General features: G+C 72.1%; 15 protein-coding genes. 7 read left to right on the forward strand and 8 right to left on the reverse strand.

Features of this window, described 5'->3' with window-relative positions:
* Positions 1-39: 39 nt before the first annotated feature.
* From ACZ4TG_RS04845 to ACZ4TG_RS04865, 5 genes are all read right to left on the reverse strand, one after another.
* On the reverse strand, positions 40-1,002 hold the full coding sequence (locus tag ACZ4TG_RS04845; RefSeq protein WP_468159905.1) for a trypsin-like serine peptidase: 963 nt from the start codon (positions 1,000-1,002) through the stop codon (positions 40-42).
* Positions 1,003-1,222: 220 nt separating this feature from the next.
* Complete coding sequence (locus ACZ4TG_RS04850) at positions 1,223-2,275, reverse strand: YeiH family protein (RefSeq protein WP_468159906.1); 1,053 nt, start codon at positions 2,273-2,275, stop codon at positions 1,223-1,225.
* The gene (locus ACZ4TG_RS04855) at positions 2,275-2,829 is read right to left on the reverse strand and encodes a cysteine dioxygenase family protein (protein WP_468159907.1); all 555 of its coding nucleotides are present in this window, start codon (positions 2,827-2,829) and stop codon (positions 2,275-2,277) included. The genes ACZ4TG_RS04850 and ACZ4TG_RS04855 overlap by 1 nt, the downstream gene beginning before the upstream one ends.
* Positions 2,830-2,951: 122 nt before the next feature.
* On the reverse strand, positions 2,952-3,857 hold the full coding sequence (locus ACZ4TG_RS04860; protein ID WP_468159908.1) for a LysR family transcriptional regulator: 906 nt from the start codon (positions 3,855-3,857) through the stop codon (positions 2,952-2,954).
* A 104-nt stretch (positions 3,858-3,961) separates the two neighbouring features.
* Positions 3,962-5,506 carry a S1C family serine protease gene (locus tag ACZ4TG_RS04865; RefSeq protein ID WP_468159909.1) on the reverse strand — a complete coding sequence of 515 codons (1,545 nt, stop codon included), beginning with the start codon at positions 5,504-5,506 and terminating at the stop codon, positions 3,962-3,964.
* A gap of 235 nt (positions 5,507-5,741) precedes the next feature.
* Between ACZ4TG_RS04865 and ACZ4TG_RS04870 the strand changes: the two genes are divergently transcribed.
* The 3 genes from ACZ4TG_RS04870 to ACZ4TG_RS04880 all read left to right on the forward strand — a co-directional run bounded on the left by ACZ4TG_RS04870 (position 5,742) and on the right by ACZ4TG_RS04880 (position 8,408).
* Positions 5,742-6,542 (forward strand): glycerophosphodiester phosphodiesterase, encoded by an 801-nt coding sequence (locus ACZ4TG_RS04870; RefSeq protein ID WP_468159910.1) that lies wholly within the window; start codon positions 5,742-5,744, stop codon positions 6,540-6,542.
* A gap of 85 nt (positions 6,543-6,627) precedes the next feature.
* On the forward strand, positions 6,628-7,230 hold the full coding sequence (locus ACZ4TG_RS04875; protein ID WP_468159911.1) for an ATP-binding protein: 603 nt from the start codon (positions 6,628-6,630) through the stop codon (positions 7,228-7,230).
* Positions 7,231-7,421: 191 nt separating this feature from the next.
* Positions 7,422-8,408: a DUF5926 family protein gene (locus ACZ4TG_RS04880; protein ID WP_468159912.1), complete on the forward strand. Its 987-nt coding sequence runs from the start codon at positions 7,422-7,424 to the stop codon at positions 8,406-8,408.
* Between the two features lie 181 nt (positions 8,409-8,589).
* On the opposite strand, the gene ACZ4TG_RS04885 is transcribed toward ACZ4TG_RS04880, so the two are convergent.
* Together ACZ4TG_RS04885 and ACZ4TG_RS04890 are read right to left on the reverse strand one after the other, a co-directional pair.
* A complete protein-coding gene (locus tag ACZ4TG_RS04885; protein WP_468159913.1) occupies positions 8,590-9,150 on the reverse strand; it encodes a hypothetical protein in 561 nt (186 codons plus the stop codon).
* 231 nt (positions 9,151-9,381) lie between these two features.
* Positions 9,382-10,095, reverse strand: coding sequence for a bifunctional DNA primase/polymerase (locus ACZ4TG_RS04890; protein WP_468159914.1), 714 nt, complete (start codon positions 10,093-10,095; stop codon positions 9,382-9,384).
* 406 nt (positions 10,096-10,501) lie between these two features.
* On the opposite strand from ACZ4TG_RS04890, the gene ACZ4TG_RS04895 reads away from it, so the two are divergent.
* Together ACZ4TG_RS04895 and ACZ4TG_RS04900 are read left to right on the forward strand one after the other, a co-directional pair.
* Positions 10,502-12,058 carry a PP2C family protein-serine/threonine phosphatase gene (locus tag ACZ4TG_RS04895; protein WP_468159915.1) on the forward strand — a complete coding sequence of 519 codons (1,557 nt, stop codon included), beginning with the start codon at positions 10,502-10,504 and terminating at the stop codon, positions 12,056-12,058.
* A 92-nt stretch (positions 12,059-12,150) separates the two neighbouring features.
* A complete protein-coding gene (locus tag ACZ4TG_RS04900) occupies positions 12,151-13,617 on the forward strand; it encodes an aminopeptidase P family protein (RefSeq protein WP_468159916.1) in 1,467 nt (488 codons plus the stop codon).
* Positions 13,618-13,791: 174 nt separating this feature from the next.
* Here the strand turns inward: ACZ4TG_RS04900 and ACZ4TG_RS04905 are convergent, their stop codons facing one another.
* Positions 13,792-14,277: an ATP-binding protein gene (locus ACZ4TG_RS04905; RefSeq protein ID WP_468159917.1), complete on the reverse strand. Its 486-nt coding sequence runs from the start codon at positions 14,275-14,277 to the stop codon at positions 13,792-13,794.
* Positions 14,278-14,536: 259 nt separating this feature from the next.
* On the opposite strand from ACZ4TG_RS04905, the gene ACZ4TG_RS04910 reads away from it, so the two are divergent.
* The gene (locus ACZ4TG_RS04910) at positions 14,537-15,349 is read left to right on the forward strand and encodes a hypothetical protein (RefSeq protein WP_468159918.1); all 813 of its coding nucleotides are present in this window, start codon (positions 14,537-14,539) and stop codon (positions 15,347-15,349) included.
* A 111-nt stretch (positions 15,350-15,460) separates the two neighbouring features.
* Positions 15,461-16,171 carry a YcnI family copper-binding membrane protein gene (locus ACZ4TG_RS04915; protein ID WP_468159919.1) on the forward strand — a complete coding sequence of 237 codons (711 nt, stop codon included), beginning with the start codon at positions 15,461-15,463 and terminating at the stop codon, positions 16,169-16,171.
* The last annotated feature ends 63 nt before the right edge of the window (positions 16,172-16,234 follow it).

Here is a 16,234-nt window from a genome sequence, read left to right on the forward strand (position 1 = left end):
GGTACAGAGTACCGGGCGGTGGGAGTGGGCGGGGGCTGGTCAGGCGGTCTGTGCCTGGTCGTAGGCCGCCTTGGCCTCGTTGCCGAAGTACGGGCCGAACATCCGGTTCGGGAGGAAGGTGTAGCCGAAGCTGTTCACCGAGACCTGGGTGCCGAGGCCGGTGGCCTCGTTGAAGTCCTGGAACCAGGGGCCGCCGCTGGAGCCGCCGGTCATGTTGCAGCCCAGGCCGTGATCCTTGGTCAGCAGGAAGTCCTTGCTGCTGTTGCCGCTGCAGTAGACGAGCTTGGTGCCGTCGTAGGGCGCTGCCGCGGGGAAGCCGAAGGAGTACATCTTCTTGTTGTAGCCGCCGTTGAACACGATCCCCTGGGCCCCGACGACCTGGCTGAGCTTCTGCCCGTTCAGCGGGGCGACGACCGCGAGGCCCACGTCCATGTTCATGTCCTCGCTCGCCGCCCACTGGGCGGTGGCGAAGGTCCGGGTGGCGGACCACTGCCCGTAGGGCGCGTTGCCGTTGTCGTACGCGGGGACGAAGACCCAGTTGGTGTGCCAGGCGCCCTGGTACTTCACGCAGTGCCCGGCGGTGATGACGGTGCTGCCGTTGGCGCTGGTGATCGAGTCCCCGGAGCAGGACGCGGTCCGGTCGCCCATGGTGAAGAAGACCCGGCCCGAGGTCTTCACCACGGCCCCGCCGCCCGTCCACGCGCCTCCCGCCTGCGGGAACGCCGTGGGGGAGGCCGCGGCGGACGCCGGGAGGGCCGTGGGAGGCACGCGGGTGGGGCGGGTCGCGGGGGAGGGCGCCGTGTGGGCGGTCCCGGGGGCTGCCGTGACGTCCAGCGGGGTGGCCGACCGCATGCGCTCGGCGGTCCAGAAGCCCTGGCTGTGCTGCTGCCGGAACGAGACGGGGGCGTCGGCGGCGGCCGACGGGGTGGCCGCGGTCAGGGCGCCGGCCATCAGGGCGCCCGCCGCCAGAAGAACCGATGCGGCCGTGCGATGACGATTCACGCAGGACTCCTTCTGCCGTGCCCGGGCCGGTCGGGCCCGGGCAGGGTGGGGGTGAAGAGTTACCGGTGCGGATCGGGTGCAGGGTTGCACGGGCGGTGCGAGATGTCAGGCACCGGTCGGAACGTTCGGTCGGTTCCGGCCACGAAATGGCCAACTCCCTTCCGTTCCAGGTGCGTAGTCGGTGCTTGCGCGTACTGCGCAGTCGGTGCTTGCGGCCCGTTCACGCGGTGAGCAGGACCCCCGCGTACGAGGCTCCGGCGACCACCACCCAGGCTCCGAGCCCCAGCAGCGCCGCCCGCCCCCCGGTCCGGGCCAGGGTCGGCAGATGGACCGCGCTGCCCAGGCCGAACAGTGCCGCGGCCAGCAGCGCCTCCTGCGCGGTGTGCGCCCACTCCAGCGCCGGGTCGGGCAGCACGCCCGTGGCCCGCAGTGCGGCCGCCGCCAGAAAGCCGGCCACGAACAGCGGAACCGGCGCCGGCCGGCGTCCCGAGGCCGTGCGTACACCGCGCCGCCGGGCCCGTACGGAGAAGGCCACCGCCGCGACGAGGGGGGCCAGCAGCGCCACCCGCATCAGCTTGACCAGCACCGCCTCCCCGAGAGCGCCGGGGCCCGCGGTCTGGGCCGTCGCCACCACCTGGCCGACGTCGTGGACGCTCGCGCCCACCCAGCGCCCGAAGGCCAGGTCGGAGAGCCCCAACGGGTCTTGCAGGAGCGGGAGTACGGCGATGGCCAGTGTTCCGCACAAGGTCACCAGCGCCACCGAGGAGGCCACGTCCTCCTCGTCGCTGCCGGACACCTGGCTCACCGCGCCGATCGCGGAGGCCCCGCAGATCGAGTAGCCGGTGGCGATCAGCAGCGGCTGGTCCCCGGGCAGTCCGAGCCGCCGGCCCAGCCACAGCGTGCCGAAGAAGGTGGCCGCGACCACCCCGGTCACCATGGCCACCGTCGCCCAGCCCAGCCGGAGCACCTGGTCCAGGCCGAGACCGAGGCCCAGCAGGACGATGCCGATCCGCATCAGCCGCCGGCCGGCCAGGGAGAGCCCGGGGCGCGCGGGTCCTCGTACGAGGCCGCGTAGGCCCGGAAGGTGGGCCACCGCGATGCCGAGCACCACCGACGCGGTCAGCATCGGCACGGCCGGCACCAGCCAGTGCACGCCCCAGGCCACGAGCGCGCCCAGCACGGCCAGCCCCAACCCGGGCCAGGAGGAGGATGTTTCACGTGAAACATCGGCGACCCGCCCCGGCCGTTGGACGGAGCGGTGCAGGAGGGCCATCAGTCGGACGGGAGCGTGTAGACGCGGCGGACGCTGCTGCCCAGCCGGGAGACGTCGGCTCCGTAGACGTGGAGGGATATCGCTGTCGTACGACAGGAGTTGCGGACCTTGTGGATGTCGCCGGGCGGGGCGAAGCCGCAGACGTCACCGGGGCCGTTGACCACCTCTTCCGTGGGCACCAGCCGGGCGCCCGCCGTGGCCGTGGCGGGGGCCAGCCGGTAGCGGCGCTCGCTCTCCGCCCCCTCGTGCACCCCGGCCACGCACCAGGAGACGTGGTCGTGGATGGCCGTCTCCTGACCGGGCAGCCAGACCAGCGCCACCACCGAGAAGCTGCCGTCCGGCTCCGCGTGCAGGATGTGCTGCCGGTACCGGTCCTGGTACCCCTCGCGCTGGTCGGGGGTGAGCAGATCGGCGGTCCCCAGGTGCGGGGCGATCCGCTCGCCGACGAGGTAGGCGGTCAGGTCGGGGGCGAGCCCGCGCTCCACGACCGTACGGATCTCACTGACGAGGGCGGCCATCCTCGCGGTCGTTCGGGCCGGCGTGGTGGTGGTCATACGGGCAGCGTCGGGCAGCCCACCCATCACGTCCAACGACAGTTCCGACCTGAAATCCCAAGCCCGGCTTATGGATTGGACGGGCAGGCTCGGGTCACCAGCCCCGGGTCACCAGCCCCGGATCAGCAGCCGATCCGGTTCGAGGCCACCCGCTTCAGCTCGTCCAGCACCACCGCGGTTGCCGGGATCCGCAGATGGTCCCGGTACACGTACGCGGCGATGTGGCGGCGCGCGGCCGGCTGGAGCGCTCGGCCGCAGACGCGGGTGAGCGCGAGCGAGGGGAGTACCAGGGCGGGCATCATCGCCACGCCCAGGCCCTGTGCGACCAGGCTCTGCACCACCAGGTTGTCGTCGGTCGCGAACCGGATGTCGGGCACGAATCCGAGCTCCGCGCACTCGTGCAGCAGGTTCGCCCGGCAGCGCGGGCAACCCGCGATCCACTGCTCCCCGGCGAGGTCGGCCAGGTGCACCGCCCGCCGCCGGGCCAGCGGGTGCCCGGCCGGCAGCAGCACCGTCAGCTGGTCCTCCAGCAGCCTGACCTCGGCGACCTCCTCCGGGATCTCCTCGTGCAGCCCGGGATAGGTGAAGGCCAGGGTGATGTCGCACTCCCCGCGCTGGAGCCTGCGCAGCGACTCCGGGGGCTCCCCCTCCAGCAGTTCGACCTGGATGCCCGGATGCGCCTTGGCCAGCCCGCTGAGCGCCTCCGGGACGAGCGTGACGTTGGCGCTGGGGAACCCGCAGACCCGGACCCGGCCGGTGCGCAGGCGCGCGTAGGCCTTCAGCTGGGCCTCGGCGGCGGAGAGGCTGCCGAGGATGGAGTCGGCGTGCCGGGCCAGGGACTCCCCGGCCTCGGTGAGCTGCATCTTGCGGCCGACGCGGGTGAACAGCGGGGTGCCGACGGCGCGTTCGAGCGCCTTCATCTGCTGGGTGATCGCGGGCTGGGTGTACCCCAGGACGCGCGCGGCCGCCGAGTAGGACCCGGAGGCGACCACTTCATGGAATGTCCGTATGTGCCGAGAATCGAACACCAACGAAGCATAAGCGGACGTTGGGAGGGGCCGCAGGCGTAATCACGCCTGCGGCCCCTTTTCATCAAGCCATTGCCCAGCGTCCGTTGAGGACGATGGTGCGGTTACTTGTCCCCGGTCCGCGAGCCGAGCGTGATGTCCACGGTGTTCGGCTTGCCGCCGCGCAGGTAGCTGAGCTTCACCGTGTCGCCGGGCTGGTACGTCCAGATCTCGCTGATCAGGGTCGGCCCGCTGTCGATCGACTTGTCCCCGAACTGGGTGATGATGTCGCCGGGCTTGAGGCCCGCCTTGCCCGCCGGGCCGTTCGGGTCGACCAGCTCGTTGGCGGGCGCGCCGCCCTCGGAGATCTTGGCGCCCTCCACCTTGGCCTGGAGGTCCACGGAAACCGAGATCACCGGGTAGACCGGCTTGCCCGTCTTGATCAGCGACTGTGCGACGTTCTTCGCCTGGTTGATCGGGATGGCGAAGCCGAGGCCGATCGAACCGGCCTGGCCGCCGCCGAAGCCGCCGTTGCCGGCGGACTGGATCGCGGAGTTGATGCCGATGACCGCGCCGCGGCCGTCGAGGAGCGGGCCGCCGGAGTTGCCCGGGTTGATCGAGGCGTCCGTCTGCAGCGCGCTCATGTACGAGTTCTTGCCGCCGGAGGCGTCACCCGAGGCCACGGGGCGGTTCTTGGCGCTGACGATGCCGGTGGTGACCGTGTTGGACAGGCCGAAGGGAGCGCCGATCGCGATGGTCGAGTCCCCGACCGCGACCTTGTCCGAGTCGCCCAGCGGCAGCGGCTTGAGCCCGGCCGGCGGGTTCTTCAGCTTGAGCACGGCCACGTCGTAGCCCTGGGCCCGGCCGACGACCTCGGCCTCGAACTTCTTGCCGTTGGAGAAGGTCGCGGAGAGCTTGCCCCCGTTCGCCGCCGAGGCCACCACGTGGTTGTTGGTGAGGATGTGGCCTTCCGCGTCGTAGACGAAGCCCGTACCCGTACCGCCTTCGCCGTCGCCGGCCTGGGCCTCGATGGTCACCACGCTGGGCAGCGCTCCCGCGGCCAGACCGGCGATCGAGCCGGCCTCGCGCTTGAGGTCCTTCGGGGTGCTGGCGCTGATGGTGGTCGAACCGGAGCCGGAGCCGGTGTGGCTGCGCTCGGACGCCCAGTAGCCGATGCCGCCGCCGACGCCGCCCGCGATGAGGGCCGCCGCGAGCACGCCCGCGATCAGGCCGCCCTTGCCCCTGGGCTTGGGCGGGGTGCCGTCGGTGCTCAGCGGCGCGCCCCAGGCGCCACCGCCGTGGCCGCCGCCCTCGACGCCGTACGAGGGGACCGTGGGCGGGGGCGGGGGCCAGCCCGCGGCGCCGTGCGCGGCCGCGGCGGGCGGCTGCGCGTAGGGCGGGGCCTGGGCGTATCCCTGCGCCTGGGCGGGGGCCTCGGCAGGCGCCGGAGCCGGAGCGTGAGCCGGGGTGTGCGGAAGCTGCTGCGTCGGCTCGGAGCCGGGCGCGGCGGCCGGGGCCGTCGGCGCCGGGGCGGCCGGGGCCTGCGGAGCGGCATCCGCGGGCTGCGGCGCGGCGGCCGGAGCGGGGTCAGGGGTGGAGGCGGCCACCGGGGGTGCGGACGGGGCCGCGGGGGGCGTCGGGGCCGCGGTGCCCTCGTTCTCGGTGCTCACAGCGCTCTCTCCTCGTCACACACACGGCTTCGGGTTCTGGAAATATCTGGCGATACCGGTCCGACTGAACGTTCGACGTGCCGCACAAGTTCCAGCCCAAAGCCTTTCCCATGACCCGTCAGAGCACTGTAAGCCGGACCTGTGCGTCTCCCCCTATCCTTTATCTCCGACATTTCGGACGCATCCGCAAGACTCGCCCCGACGCGTGAGGCGTCCTCGATGGCACCATGACCCAGTGACCCACGCAACGCCGCGCCCCATCCAGGTCGTCGCCCACCGCGGCGCCTCGGAAGATGCCCCCGAGCACACCCTGGCCGCCTACCGGAAGGCCATCGAGGACGGCGCCGACGCCCTCGAATGCGATGTCCGGCTCACGGCCGACGGCCATCTGGTCCTGGTTCACGACCGCCGGGTCAACCGCACCTCCAACGGCCGCGGCGCGGTCTCCGCCCTGGAGCTGGCCGATCTCGCCGCCCTCGACTTCGGCTCCTGGAAGGACCGCGAGGAGTCCCCCGACTGGGACGCGGACCCCGAGCGCACCTCCGTGCTCACCCTGGAGCGGCTGCTGGAGCTGGCCTCCGACGCCGGCCGGCCCGTACAGCTGGCGATCGAGACGAAGCACCCGACCCGCTGGGCCGGACAGGTGGAAGAACGCCTCCTCTTCCTCCTCAAGCGCTTCGGACTCGACGCCCCGCCCGCGGAGGGCCCGCACCCGGTCCGGATCATGAGCTTCTCCGCGCGCTCCCTGCACCGGGTACGGGCGGCCGCGCCGACGGTCCCGACCGTGTACCTGATGCAGTTCATCTCCCCGCGGATGCGGGACGGCCGGCTGCCGGCCGGGGTGAGCATCGCGGGGCCCGGGATGCGGATCGTGCGCAACCATCCCGCCTTCATCCGCAGGCTCCAGGCGGCAGGGCACTCCGTTCACGTATGGACCGTGAATGAGCCCGAAGATGTTCAGCTATGCGCTGATCTGGGTGTAGAAGCGATCATCACGAACCGGCCACGCCAAGTTCTGTCACAGCTAGGGCGCTGACATCCCGATTTGCCCACCCGCCCCACAGGGCCCGGCCGTGACGGGGTGTGCACCGGCGCATCCGCTCCGCATTCGTTCGTCATGAATGCGTCAGAGGGCTCCGCCGCGGCGGTTTCCGGTCCAGGCCATTGGGGCATCCAGACCATGGCGTGGGGCTAAGGAGGTTCCGGGGGTGGCGTTGGTGATGGCACAGGAAGTGCCCACGTCGTCGTGCATGGACGTACGCCATGGTCCTGCGGGCGTGGGCGAGGCAAGGCAGCGCATGCGCGAACAGCTGCGCATCAGCGGCCTGTCCGAATCGGTCGTGGACGATGCCGTACTGATCCTTTCCGAACTGCTCAGCAATGCCTGCCGACACGGCCGGCCACTGGGCTCGCGGGAGGTCGGGGACGGGGAGATACGCGCCGCATGGTGCGTCGACAAGGCGGGACGACTGACGGTCGAGGTCACGGACGGCGGCGGGCCCACCCGCCCGATTCCGGCCACGCCTTCCGTCACCGCACGGGGCGGCCGGGGGCTGAACATCATCAGCGCCCTGGCCCAGGACTGGGGTGTCCGGGACGGAGCGGGGGGTGAGGTCACCGTGTGGGTGGTCGTAGCCCGGGGGCCCCGGCACGAGGATTTCGCTACGCGCGTCGCAGCCCCGGCGATCGACTTCGCAACGGCCTTCGACGATCTCGCGACCTGAGCTCGTCCCTGAGCTCGTCCCTGAGCTCATCCCTGAGTCCGGTCCCCGGACTCGGTCACCCGGAGGACAGCGGGCGGCCGTCGGGAGCGCACGCCGACCGTGCTCCCGGCCGCACCCCACCGGTTCCGGCGGTACGAACGGCTAGGCTCGCGCCCAGAACGCCGTACCGCCGCAACCGGGAGACACCCACGATGGCAAAGAAGCGCCCCGCCGCGAAGACCGCGAAGTCGCAGGCCAAGCCGCAGCTCGACAACGGGGAGATCCCGGTGGTGGGCGCGCGCGAACCCTGCCCCTGCGGTTCCGGGCGCCGCTACAAGGCCTGTCACGGCGCAGCCGCCGCGCACGCCGTCACCGAGCACGTCCGGCGCCCCTTCGAGGGACTGCCCGGCGAGTGCGACTGGGTGGCGCTGCGCGAGCTCGTGCCCGCGGCCACCATCCCGCTGACCCTCAAGGGCGGTCTGCCCGAGGGCGTTCCCTCCGTCACGCTGGTGACCGTACTGCCCATGGCCTGGCCGGCCCTGCGCCGCGAGGACGGCTCCGTCCTGCTCGGTCTGCAGAACGACTCGACCTCCGGGGACCTCGCCCGGGACATGGCCGACACCCTGGAGCGCGCGCTGGTGGCGGACCCGGGTACGCCGATCGCGGCCCGGCGGGTTCCGGCCGAGGGTCCGCGACTTCAGGATCTCCTGGACACGGACAGCGTTTTCGAGCCGGTTGTGCACAGCGGCTTCGAATTCTGGATTCCGGATGCGGAGAGCGCTCAGAACGCCTCCCCGGAGATCGCCGCCTCGCTGGAGCGCGCCAACGCCGCCGCCATCCCCACCGTCAAGCTGGCCGGCGTGGACGCGGCCTACTGGTGCGAGACGCCGGACAAGAACCACCTGCGCTGGGTCATGCCGCACCCCGAGGAGAAGCTGCTCGACGCCCTGGCGCGGCTGCACGCGGCGGGCACGTCCTCCCTCGGCGAAGGCACCAAGCTCGTCGGTTCCTTCCGCGCCCACGGCCTGATGGTCCCCGTCTGGGACCTGCCCACCGGGGTCTCGGCCGACGACGTGGAGAAGCCCGCCGCGGAGTTCGCGGAGCGGCTGGCCGCGGCCCTGGCCACGGACGCCCCGCTGACCACGGAGGAGCGCCGGGCACGCGGCGGACTCACCAACCGCCAGGTGACGCTGAGCTGACCGCGGCACCCCCGCGGGGCCGGTGACTCGGGTCACAACTCCCGCTAATCGCCTGCAAATCCGTGTCCGAATATCAGAGATCGAATTTGCGAACAGGCGATCTCTTGTTACCGTTCTTGTAGCCCGGTCGCTGGTGCATCCCCCGTCGCCAGCGACCGGGCCCTTCCATTTCAGGCGGTGCTCAACCGTCACCCGGTGCCGGTGAGTTGCTCCCGGACCGCAGCAGCAGTGCACCTTCATCATCCGGAACTGCAAACTCCGCTACGGCCGAGTAGCCTTCCGGGCCGCCCGCCGAGTCCTCACGCGGCGTCTCGCACAGCCCCGGCTCGTCCCCCGCCCCGACCGAGCAGCGGATCTGCACCGTGCGTCCCGCCGGCCCCATCACGGTCAGCACGGCGTCCAGCGCGCGGCCGCTCGTGTTGCGGTAGTAACTCCGGCCCCAGGTGCTGCCCTCGCCGACCAGGACGCAGGTCTGCGCCTCCACCCCGTGCGGCGAGGAGACTTCGGGGCCGCACCGGGCATCCGTACGGGGCTGCTCGGGCGGACCCGGCCGTGCGGGGCCGGCCGCGGGCCGGGCCTCGCCCTTCGCACGCGAAGAGTCCGAAAGGCCGAGAGCGGAGAGCAACCCGCCGCCCTTTCCGTCATCCTGACCGGCGAAATCCGGCCCGGCGATCGCTCCCGCGAGGGGAAGCGACAAGATGATCAGCACACCGGCGCCGATACCGATCAGGCGGAGATTCATTCGCCGAAGATAGCGATGCGGGAAAGGGGCGCGGAGATCCCCGCGCCCAATTCCCTTGGAAACTCGTCCCGCTGGCACCCGTACGAGTGATCCCGGGGCGGGGATCGCCCGTACGCGCTCGTCCTTGCGCGATCGTCCGTGCGCGCTCGCCAGTGCCCGCTCGCCCGTACGCGATCGCAGTACGCGATCGCAGTACGCGCTCGCCCGTACCCGGTCGTCAGTACCCGATCGTCAGTACGCGAGCCGGCTGCCGCCGCCCGGCGCCCCGCTGCTCGCCTCCACGAGCGCGTCCACCACCGCCTCGACCTCCGGCAGCCAGAGACCGTCCCGGCCGGCCACCGGCTCCCGCTCCCAGCAGACCTGCCCGCCGGCCGACGCGGCGGACGGCGGCAGCAGCAGGTATCCGCCCTCGCCGTGGAAGCGCAGCGAGGAGGGCACGTGATCCTTCGCGTACAGGAGCTCGCCGAGCCGCTCCAGCGAGTACGGCGCCACGAGCAGGGACCACCGGGTCGGCGTCGCCACGATGGGACCGAGCCGCATGCCCTGCGCGTCCAGCCGTACGACGGCACGCGCGGCCGCGGCGGCCGGCAGGCTCACCGCGCACGGAGCGGTCCCGCCGGTGGCCATGAGCACGGGCGCGGTGGGCCGCTTGGCCCACCACCAGGCCACCATCCGGGGGTCGGCGGTGGCCGCGAGCAGCCCGGGGTCGAAGGGGTGCGCGCCGGGTACGACGCAGTCGGGGTCCGGGCAGGCGCATCGTGCGCTGTCGCCGATGGCCCGGCCCACTCCGGGCAGTACGGGCCACCGCCAGACGGCGGCGGCGAGCGCGGCGTCGAGGAGGGACGGAGTGCCGCCGTCCGGGATCCCGCGGGCGGGGGAGGTCGGCCGCAGGGTTTTCAACCGATCGCGGAGCCGCTGGAGACGCCTTCCGAGGATCTCGCGCATGAGCGCTCGTTCCTTTCCGTTGAACGTCGAGGGCCACATCACACCATGTAAGCGGTGTTTCACCACACGTACACGTTTCGCGTCACTGTCCGCCAGAAGCAGGTTCACACGGTTCGTGCAGTTTTCTTACGGGTCCGTCAAACGTCCGGCGGGGCAGAACGCGGCCCGCGCCGGTGCCGAGACCGGCTGCCGCCGCTAAGGACGACGGGCCGTGCCGGGCGGTTCCCGGCAGGTACCGGAAGGCGTCAACTGGCCCCGGGAACCACCGATTACGTACCCGAGCCCATGACGACGCCCGCTCAGTCGATCGCAAAAACCGTCCGGTTCCAGCTTTTTCAGGCCAAGTTTTAGCCTTGGCCGGACAGTGAGTTGCCGTCCCACGGACACCAGGATTCCCACCTGGGCAATGCTGGACATCGATCCTCGTGTGCGTGTAGATGTGGATCCATTGATGGCGGCGCAGCACGATCTGGGGGTTTGCGATGCTATATGGCGAATCGCACCAGGTGGAAAGGCGGACGCCATGAGCGCCCCGCATCTGCCGAAAGTGGCTGGAATCGATCCAGCAATCACAGCGTCACCGCACACTGCGGCGCCCACGGCGCCCGCACCGGCACGTTCCACCCCCGCCCAGTCCGCTCCGCCTGCCGCGAGCAGCGTGATCCAGGACCGGCTGGCGGGCATGGTCTCCGACCTCACCACCCTCCACGAGCTGACCGAGCGCCTCGCCCGGGCCGTCGACCTCGACTCCTCCCTCCAGGAATTCCTGCGCGCCGGAGCCGCGCTCGTCGGCGCCCGGCGCGGGCTGGTCGTCCTGGAGCCCTCCGACGGGCTGGGCCCCACCACCACGATCGGCCTCGGCCTCGGCCGCGCGGATCTCGGGCACATCGAGACCGTGCCGCGCAGCGCCACCTCGTACGGCCGCATCCTCGACGGACTCCCGGACGCGCACGGCGGCTCCGAGGTGCTCCCCGAACCCGGCGAGCCCCCCGGCACCGGGGGCTTCGCCGTCCCCGTCGACCCCCGCCACCGCGAGGTCGCCGCCCGGCTCGGCTACGCCGCCAGCTACGCGCTGCCGCTGACCGCCGAGACTCCCGGGCGGCTCGGAGCGGCCGTCTGGCTCTACGACGAGCAGGCCGAGCCCAGCGACCGCCAGCGCGACCTGGCGGGGCTGTACGTCCGGCACGCCGCCGAACACCTGGCGCGGATGGTGGAGGTGGAGCGCTCCCGCTCCAGCCTGGCCACCGTCGCGGAGGAACTGCTGCCCAGCAGGCTGCCCCGGATCGCCGGAGTGCAGCTCGCGGCCCGGCACCGCACCGGCCCGCGCGGCGGCGGGGACTGGTACGACGCGCTGCCGCTGCCCGAAGGGGCCATGGGCCTGGCCGTCGGCTCCGTCACCGGCTCCGGCCCGAGCGCGATCGCGGCGATGGGGCGGCTGCGCGCCTCCCTGCGCGCGTACGCCGTGATGGAGGGCGAGGACCCCGTCGCGGTCCTCTCCGACCTGGAACTGCTGCTGCGCCTGACCGAGCCCGCGCGCTCGGCCACCGCGCTCTTCGCCTACTGCGAGCCCGCCGCCCGAAAGATCATCCTTGCCGGGGCGGGGCACACCCCGCCGCTGCTCATCGGCGAGCGGCGCACCGAGTACGTGGAGACCTCGCTCTCCGCCCCCCTCGGAATGCTGGCCTGCTGGGAGGCGCCGAGCGTGGAGATCGAACCCGCTCCGGGAGAAACGGTGCTGCTCTACACCGACGGGCTGCTGCGGCGTACCGGTGACGCGATGGACCGCGCCTACGCACGGCTGCACGCGGCGGCAGCGGGAGTGCCCCGCGCCGCCCGCGAGGATCCCGCGGCCATCTGCGACCACATCCTTCGGACCGTCCTGCCGGAAGGGGAGGCCGCCGACGCGGGCTCCGGGGAGGACGCCACGGAGGACATCGTCCTGCTCGCCGCCCGCTTTGACTGATTTGTCACATAGGCCTTCGGGTGTCTTCCGCTCGCACATACGATGGATGGGGTCCATACCCGGCCCTTGCATGTCGTAGCTGAGGAGAAGACGTGGCTGACGAGCTCACCCCGGAGACCCCGGAAGAAGAGCAGCCCCAGAAGAAGCACAAGCAGCGCAAGAACGCGCTGTACCCGGGCGTCAGCGAGGAACTCGCGGAGAACATGCGCTCCGGCTGGGCCGACACCGAGCTGCACGGACTGGAGCCGATCGCCCAGGCCGCGCACACCGCCGCCCGCCGCGCCGCACTGTCCGCGCGCTTCCCCGGCGAGCGCCTGGTCGTCCCCGCGGGCCGTCTGAAGACCCGCTCCAACGACACCGAGTACCCCTTCCGCGCCTCGACCGAGTACGCGTACCTCACCGGTGACCAGACCGAGAACGGCGTACTGGTCCTGGAGCCCACCGGGGAGACCGGCCACACGGCCACCATCTACCTGCTGCCGCGCTCCAACCGCGAGAACGGCGAGTTCTGGCTCTCCGGCCAGGGCGAGCTGTGGGTCGGCCGCCGCCACTCCCTCGCCGAGGCCGAGCAGCTCCTGGGCCTGCCCGCCAAGGACGTCCGCGAGCTCGCCGAGGCCCTGGCCGAGGCCGAGGGCCCGGTCCGGGGCGTCCGCGGCCACGACTCCGTCATCGAGACCGCCCTGACCGACAAGGTCACCAAGGAGCGGGACGAGGAGCTGCGCGTCTACCTCTCCGAGGCCCGCGCCGTGAAGGACGAGTTCGAGATCGGCGAGCTCCAGAAGGCCGTCGACTCCACCGTCCGCGGCTTCGAGGACGTCGTGAAGGTGCTCGACAAGGCCGAGGCCACCTCCGAGCGCTACATCGAGGGCACCTTCTTCCTGCGCGCCCGCGTCGAGGGCAACGACATCGGCTACGGCTCCATCTGCGCCGCCGGCCCCCACGCCTGCACCCTGCACTGGGTCCGCAACGACGGCGACGTCCGCTCCGGCGACCTGCTGCTGCTCGACGCCGGTGTGGAGACCCACTCCCTCTACACCGCCGACGTCACGCGCACGCTGCCGATCAACGGCACGTACACCGACATCCAGCGCAAGATCTACGACGCGGTCTACGAGTCCCAGGAAGCCGGCATCGCCGCCGTCAAGCCGGGTGCGAAGTTCCGCGACTTCCACGACGCCTCGCAGCACGTGCTCGCCGAGAAGCTCGTCGAGTGGGGCCTGGTGGAGGGCCCGGTCGAGCGTGTCCTGGAGCTCGGCCTGCAGCGCCGCTGGACCCTGCACGGCACCGGCCACATGCTCGGCATGGACGTCCACGACTGCGCCGCCGCGCGCACCGAGGCGTACGTCGACGGCACGCTGGAGCCGGGCATGTGCCTCACCGTCGAGCCGGGTCTGTACTTCCAGGCCGATGACCTGACCGTGCCCGAGGAGTACCGCGGGATCGGCGTCCGGATCGAGGACGACATCCTCGTCACCGAGGACGGCAACCGGAACCTGTCGGCCGGACTGCCCCGCACCTCGGTCGAGGTCGAGGCGTGGATGGCACGCCTCAAGGGCTGACACTTCGCTCGATGGTGGGCGGGATCCCGTACGGGGACCCGCCCATCGGCGTTTGCGGCCCGGGGCGGGGCCCCGGTCGGCGCCCCGGCGCCTTCCCGCCTCCGCGGCTACGCGCCTTCGTCGTCACGACACCTCTGCGGCTACGGCGCCTTCCCGGCTACGCCGCCTCCGCGGCTACGAGACCTTCAGCAGCGCGCCCTCGCGCCATTTGAGGATCTTGTCGAAGCTGACCACCGCGCCCCGGCCCGGCCGGTTGCGGAAGCGGACGTGGTCGGCGAGTTCCGTGATGAGCCACAGGCCCCGGCCGTGCTCCTTCTCCGAAGGGCCGGCCGGCGGAGCTCTGTGCCCGGTGACCGTCGAGGGCGGAAACCCCGGGCCCGAATCGGTCACCTCGATCCGGCAGCGGTCCCCGTCCAGGTAGGCCGTGACGCGGTACTCCGCACTCGCCTCCGCGACCGGTTCCCCGCCGGAGCCGCCGGCAACGGCCGCGGGCCCGCCGTGCTCGACGGCGTTCGCGCACGCCTCGCTCAGCGCCACCGACAGATCGAAGGAGATGTCCGGGTCCACCCCCGCGGTCTCCATCGTCCCCAGCAGCAGTCGCCTGGCGAGCGGCACGCTCGCGGCTTCGCGCCTCAAGTGGAGAGACCACCAGATGCTCATACGGATACCTATTGCCGCCCGCGGTCGGCCGTAAGCCCCCGACGGCCGCCAGAGCCCTCATTCGGCCGATGTGGCACTCCCGGCCGGCCGTGTATGGCCGGGGCCGCGGCGAGGGCGACGGTACATGCGCACCACGCGACCCCGACGGCCCCACGGCTTCGGAACCGCTCGTCCCCTGCTCAGGAGCCACTCGGGACGCATGGGACCTTCCGGACCTGCCGTATGGCGGGCCTAAGCGCAGTGCGATGATGGCCCGGCCATGACTGCCCCCCACGCGACGCAGGCCGGAGCAGGCCTGCGGATGATCCGGGCCGCGGTGTTCACCGCGGTCTGCGTCGTGCTGTCCGCGGCCGGGCACGCCGTGGCGTCCTGCGCCACCGTTCCCTGGTGGGCTCTCGGCATCGGCTTCCTCGCCGTCCTCGCGGTCGCGGCCCCGCTCGCGGGCCGCCGGCGCTCGCTGCCCGGCATAGCCACCGCGCTCGCCGCCGGACAGCTCGCGCTGCACTCCGTGTTCGGCCTCGGCCAGCACAGCGCCGCCGCCTCGGCGGCGGACAGCGCCGCCTCGGACACCTCGCTCGCGGCGCTCGCCGCCCAGCTGGTCTGCGGCGGAAACTCCGTACCGATCAGCCCGGCCGATGCCCGGCAGATCCTGGCGAGCGCAGGACTGGACCCGGCCGCGATGGCCGAGCAGGCCGCCGCCCAGGGCCACATGGCGCACGCGCACATGGCCCAGGCCGCCTCCGGCCCGGCGACCGGTCTGTTCAGCCCGGCCATGCTGCTCGGCCACCTGCTGGCCGCGCTCGCCGCCGGCTGGCTCCTCGGGCGCGGTGACGCCGCGCTGTTCCGGCTCGTCGAACTGTCCCGGCTCTCCACCGAGGCCGATCCCGTACGTCCGCTGCGCGCCGCGCTGGCCTTCGTACGCGCCCTCGGCTGCGGGCTCCCCGGCGCCACGTCCCGCACGCCCCGGCCCCTGCGGACCGCCGCGGCCCCGGCCGCGGCGACCGGCCGGACCGCGCTCCAGCACACGGTGATCCGACGCGGGCCGCCCACGGGCCTCGCCCTCGCAGCCTGACGCGGCATCCGCTCTCCCCGGGACAACCGACGGGAGCCCCGGTGCCGCGAACTCCGCGCGCGCCCGTGCGCGGGGAAACCGTCGTCACTCATTCCGTGGAGTGTTTCTGCCATGAAGGCCTCTCGCGTCTCCTTCGCCGCCGCTCTCGCCGCCGGCACCGTCCTCGTCCTCTCCGGCACCGCCTTCGCCCACGTCGGCGTCCAGCCGGGCGAGGCCACCAAGGGCGGCTACGCGGTCATCAACTTCAAGGTCCCGAACGAGCGCGACAACGCGTCGACGACCCAGCTGGAGGTCAACTTCCCGATCGACCAGCCGCTGACGTCCGTCATGCCGCAGGACATCCCCGGCTGGACCGTGAAGGTCGAGAAGAGCAAGCTCGACAAGCCGCTCACCGTGCACGGCAAGCAGATCACCGAAGCCGTCACCAAGGTCACCTGGAGCGGCGGCAAGATCGAGCCCGGCAAGTTCCAGCAGTTCCCGGTCTCCGTCGGCAAGCTGCCCGAGAACGCCGACCAGATGGTCCTGAAGGCGATCCAGACCTACGACAACAACGAGGTCGTGCGCTGGATCGAGGAGGCCAAGGAGGGCGCAGCGGAACCGCAGAACCCGGCGCCCGTCCTGAAGCTCACCGCGGCCAAGGCAGCGGACGACCACCACGACGCCGGCGACAAGAACGCCGACGCGGCCAAGGGCGAGGACAGCCACGCCGAGGCCGCGAAGAGCGGCTCCGACACGACCGCGCGTGCGCTCGGCATCGCGGGCATCGTCGTCGGACTCGGTGGTGTCGCCTTCGGCATCGCCTCGCGCCGCCGCGCCTCCTGACCCGGCGCGGCCGCAGGCCTTGTCATTCGGACCACCCGAACATCCCCGATCCCAGGGACATCT

This window comes from Streptomyces sp. NPDC028314 (genome assembly GCF_055565795.1).

Bases quoted from the DNA above. Each gene is read 5' to 3' on its own strand.
- ACZ4TG_RS04915 (WP_468159919.1), top strand. From the start codon at position 15,461: ATGAAGGCCTCTCGCGTCTCCTTCGCCGCCGCTCTCGCCGCCGGCACC.
- ACZ4TG_RS04890 (WP_468159914.1), bottom strand. From the start codon at position 10,095: ATGCGCGAGATCCTCGGAAGGCGTCTCCAGCGGCTCCGCGATCGGTTG.
- ACZ4TG_RS04910 (WP_468159918.1), top strand. From the start codon at position 14,537: ATGACTGCCCCCCACGCGACGCAGGCCGGAGCAGGCCTGCGGATGATC.
- ACZ4TG_RS04850 (WP_468159906.1), bottom strand. From the start codon at position 2,275: ATGGCCCTCCTGCACCGCTCCGTCCAACGGCCGGGGCGGGTCGCCGAT.
- ACZ4TG_RS04905 (WP_468159917.1), bottom strand. From the start codon at position 14,277: ATGAGCATCTGGTGGTCTCTCCACTTGAGGCGCGAAGCCGCGAGCGTG.
- ACZ4TG_RS04895 (WP_468159915.1), top strand. From the start codon at position 10,502: ATGCTGGACATCGATCCTCGTGTGCGTGTAGATGTGGATCCATTGATG.
- ACZ4TG_RS04880 (WP_468159912.1), top strand. From the start codon at position 7,422: ATGGCAAAGAAGCGCCCCGCCGCGAAGACCGCGAAGTCGCAGGCCAAG.
- ACZ4TG_RS04885 (WP_468159913.1), bottom strand. From the start codon at position 9,150: ATGAATCTCCGCCTGATCGGTATCGGCGCCGGTGTGCTGATCATCTTG.
- ACZ4TG_RS04855 (WP_468159907.1), bottom strand. From the start codon at position 2,829: ATGACCACCACCACGCCGGCCCGAACGACCGCGAGGATGGCCGCCCTC.
- ACZ4TG_RS04875 (WP_468159911.1), top strand. From the start codon at position 6,628: ATGCGTCAGAGGGCTCCGCCGCGGCGGTTTCCGGTCCAGGCCATTGGG.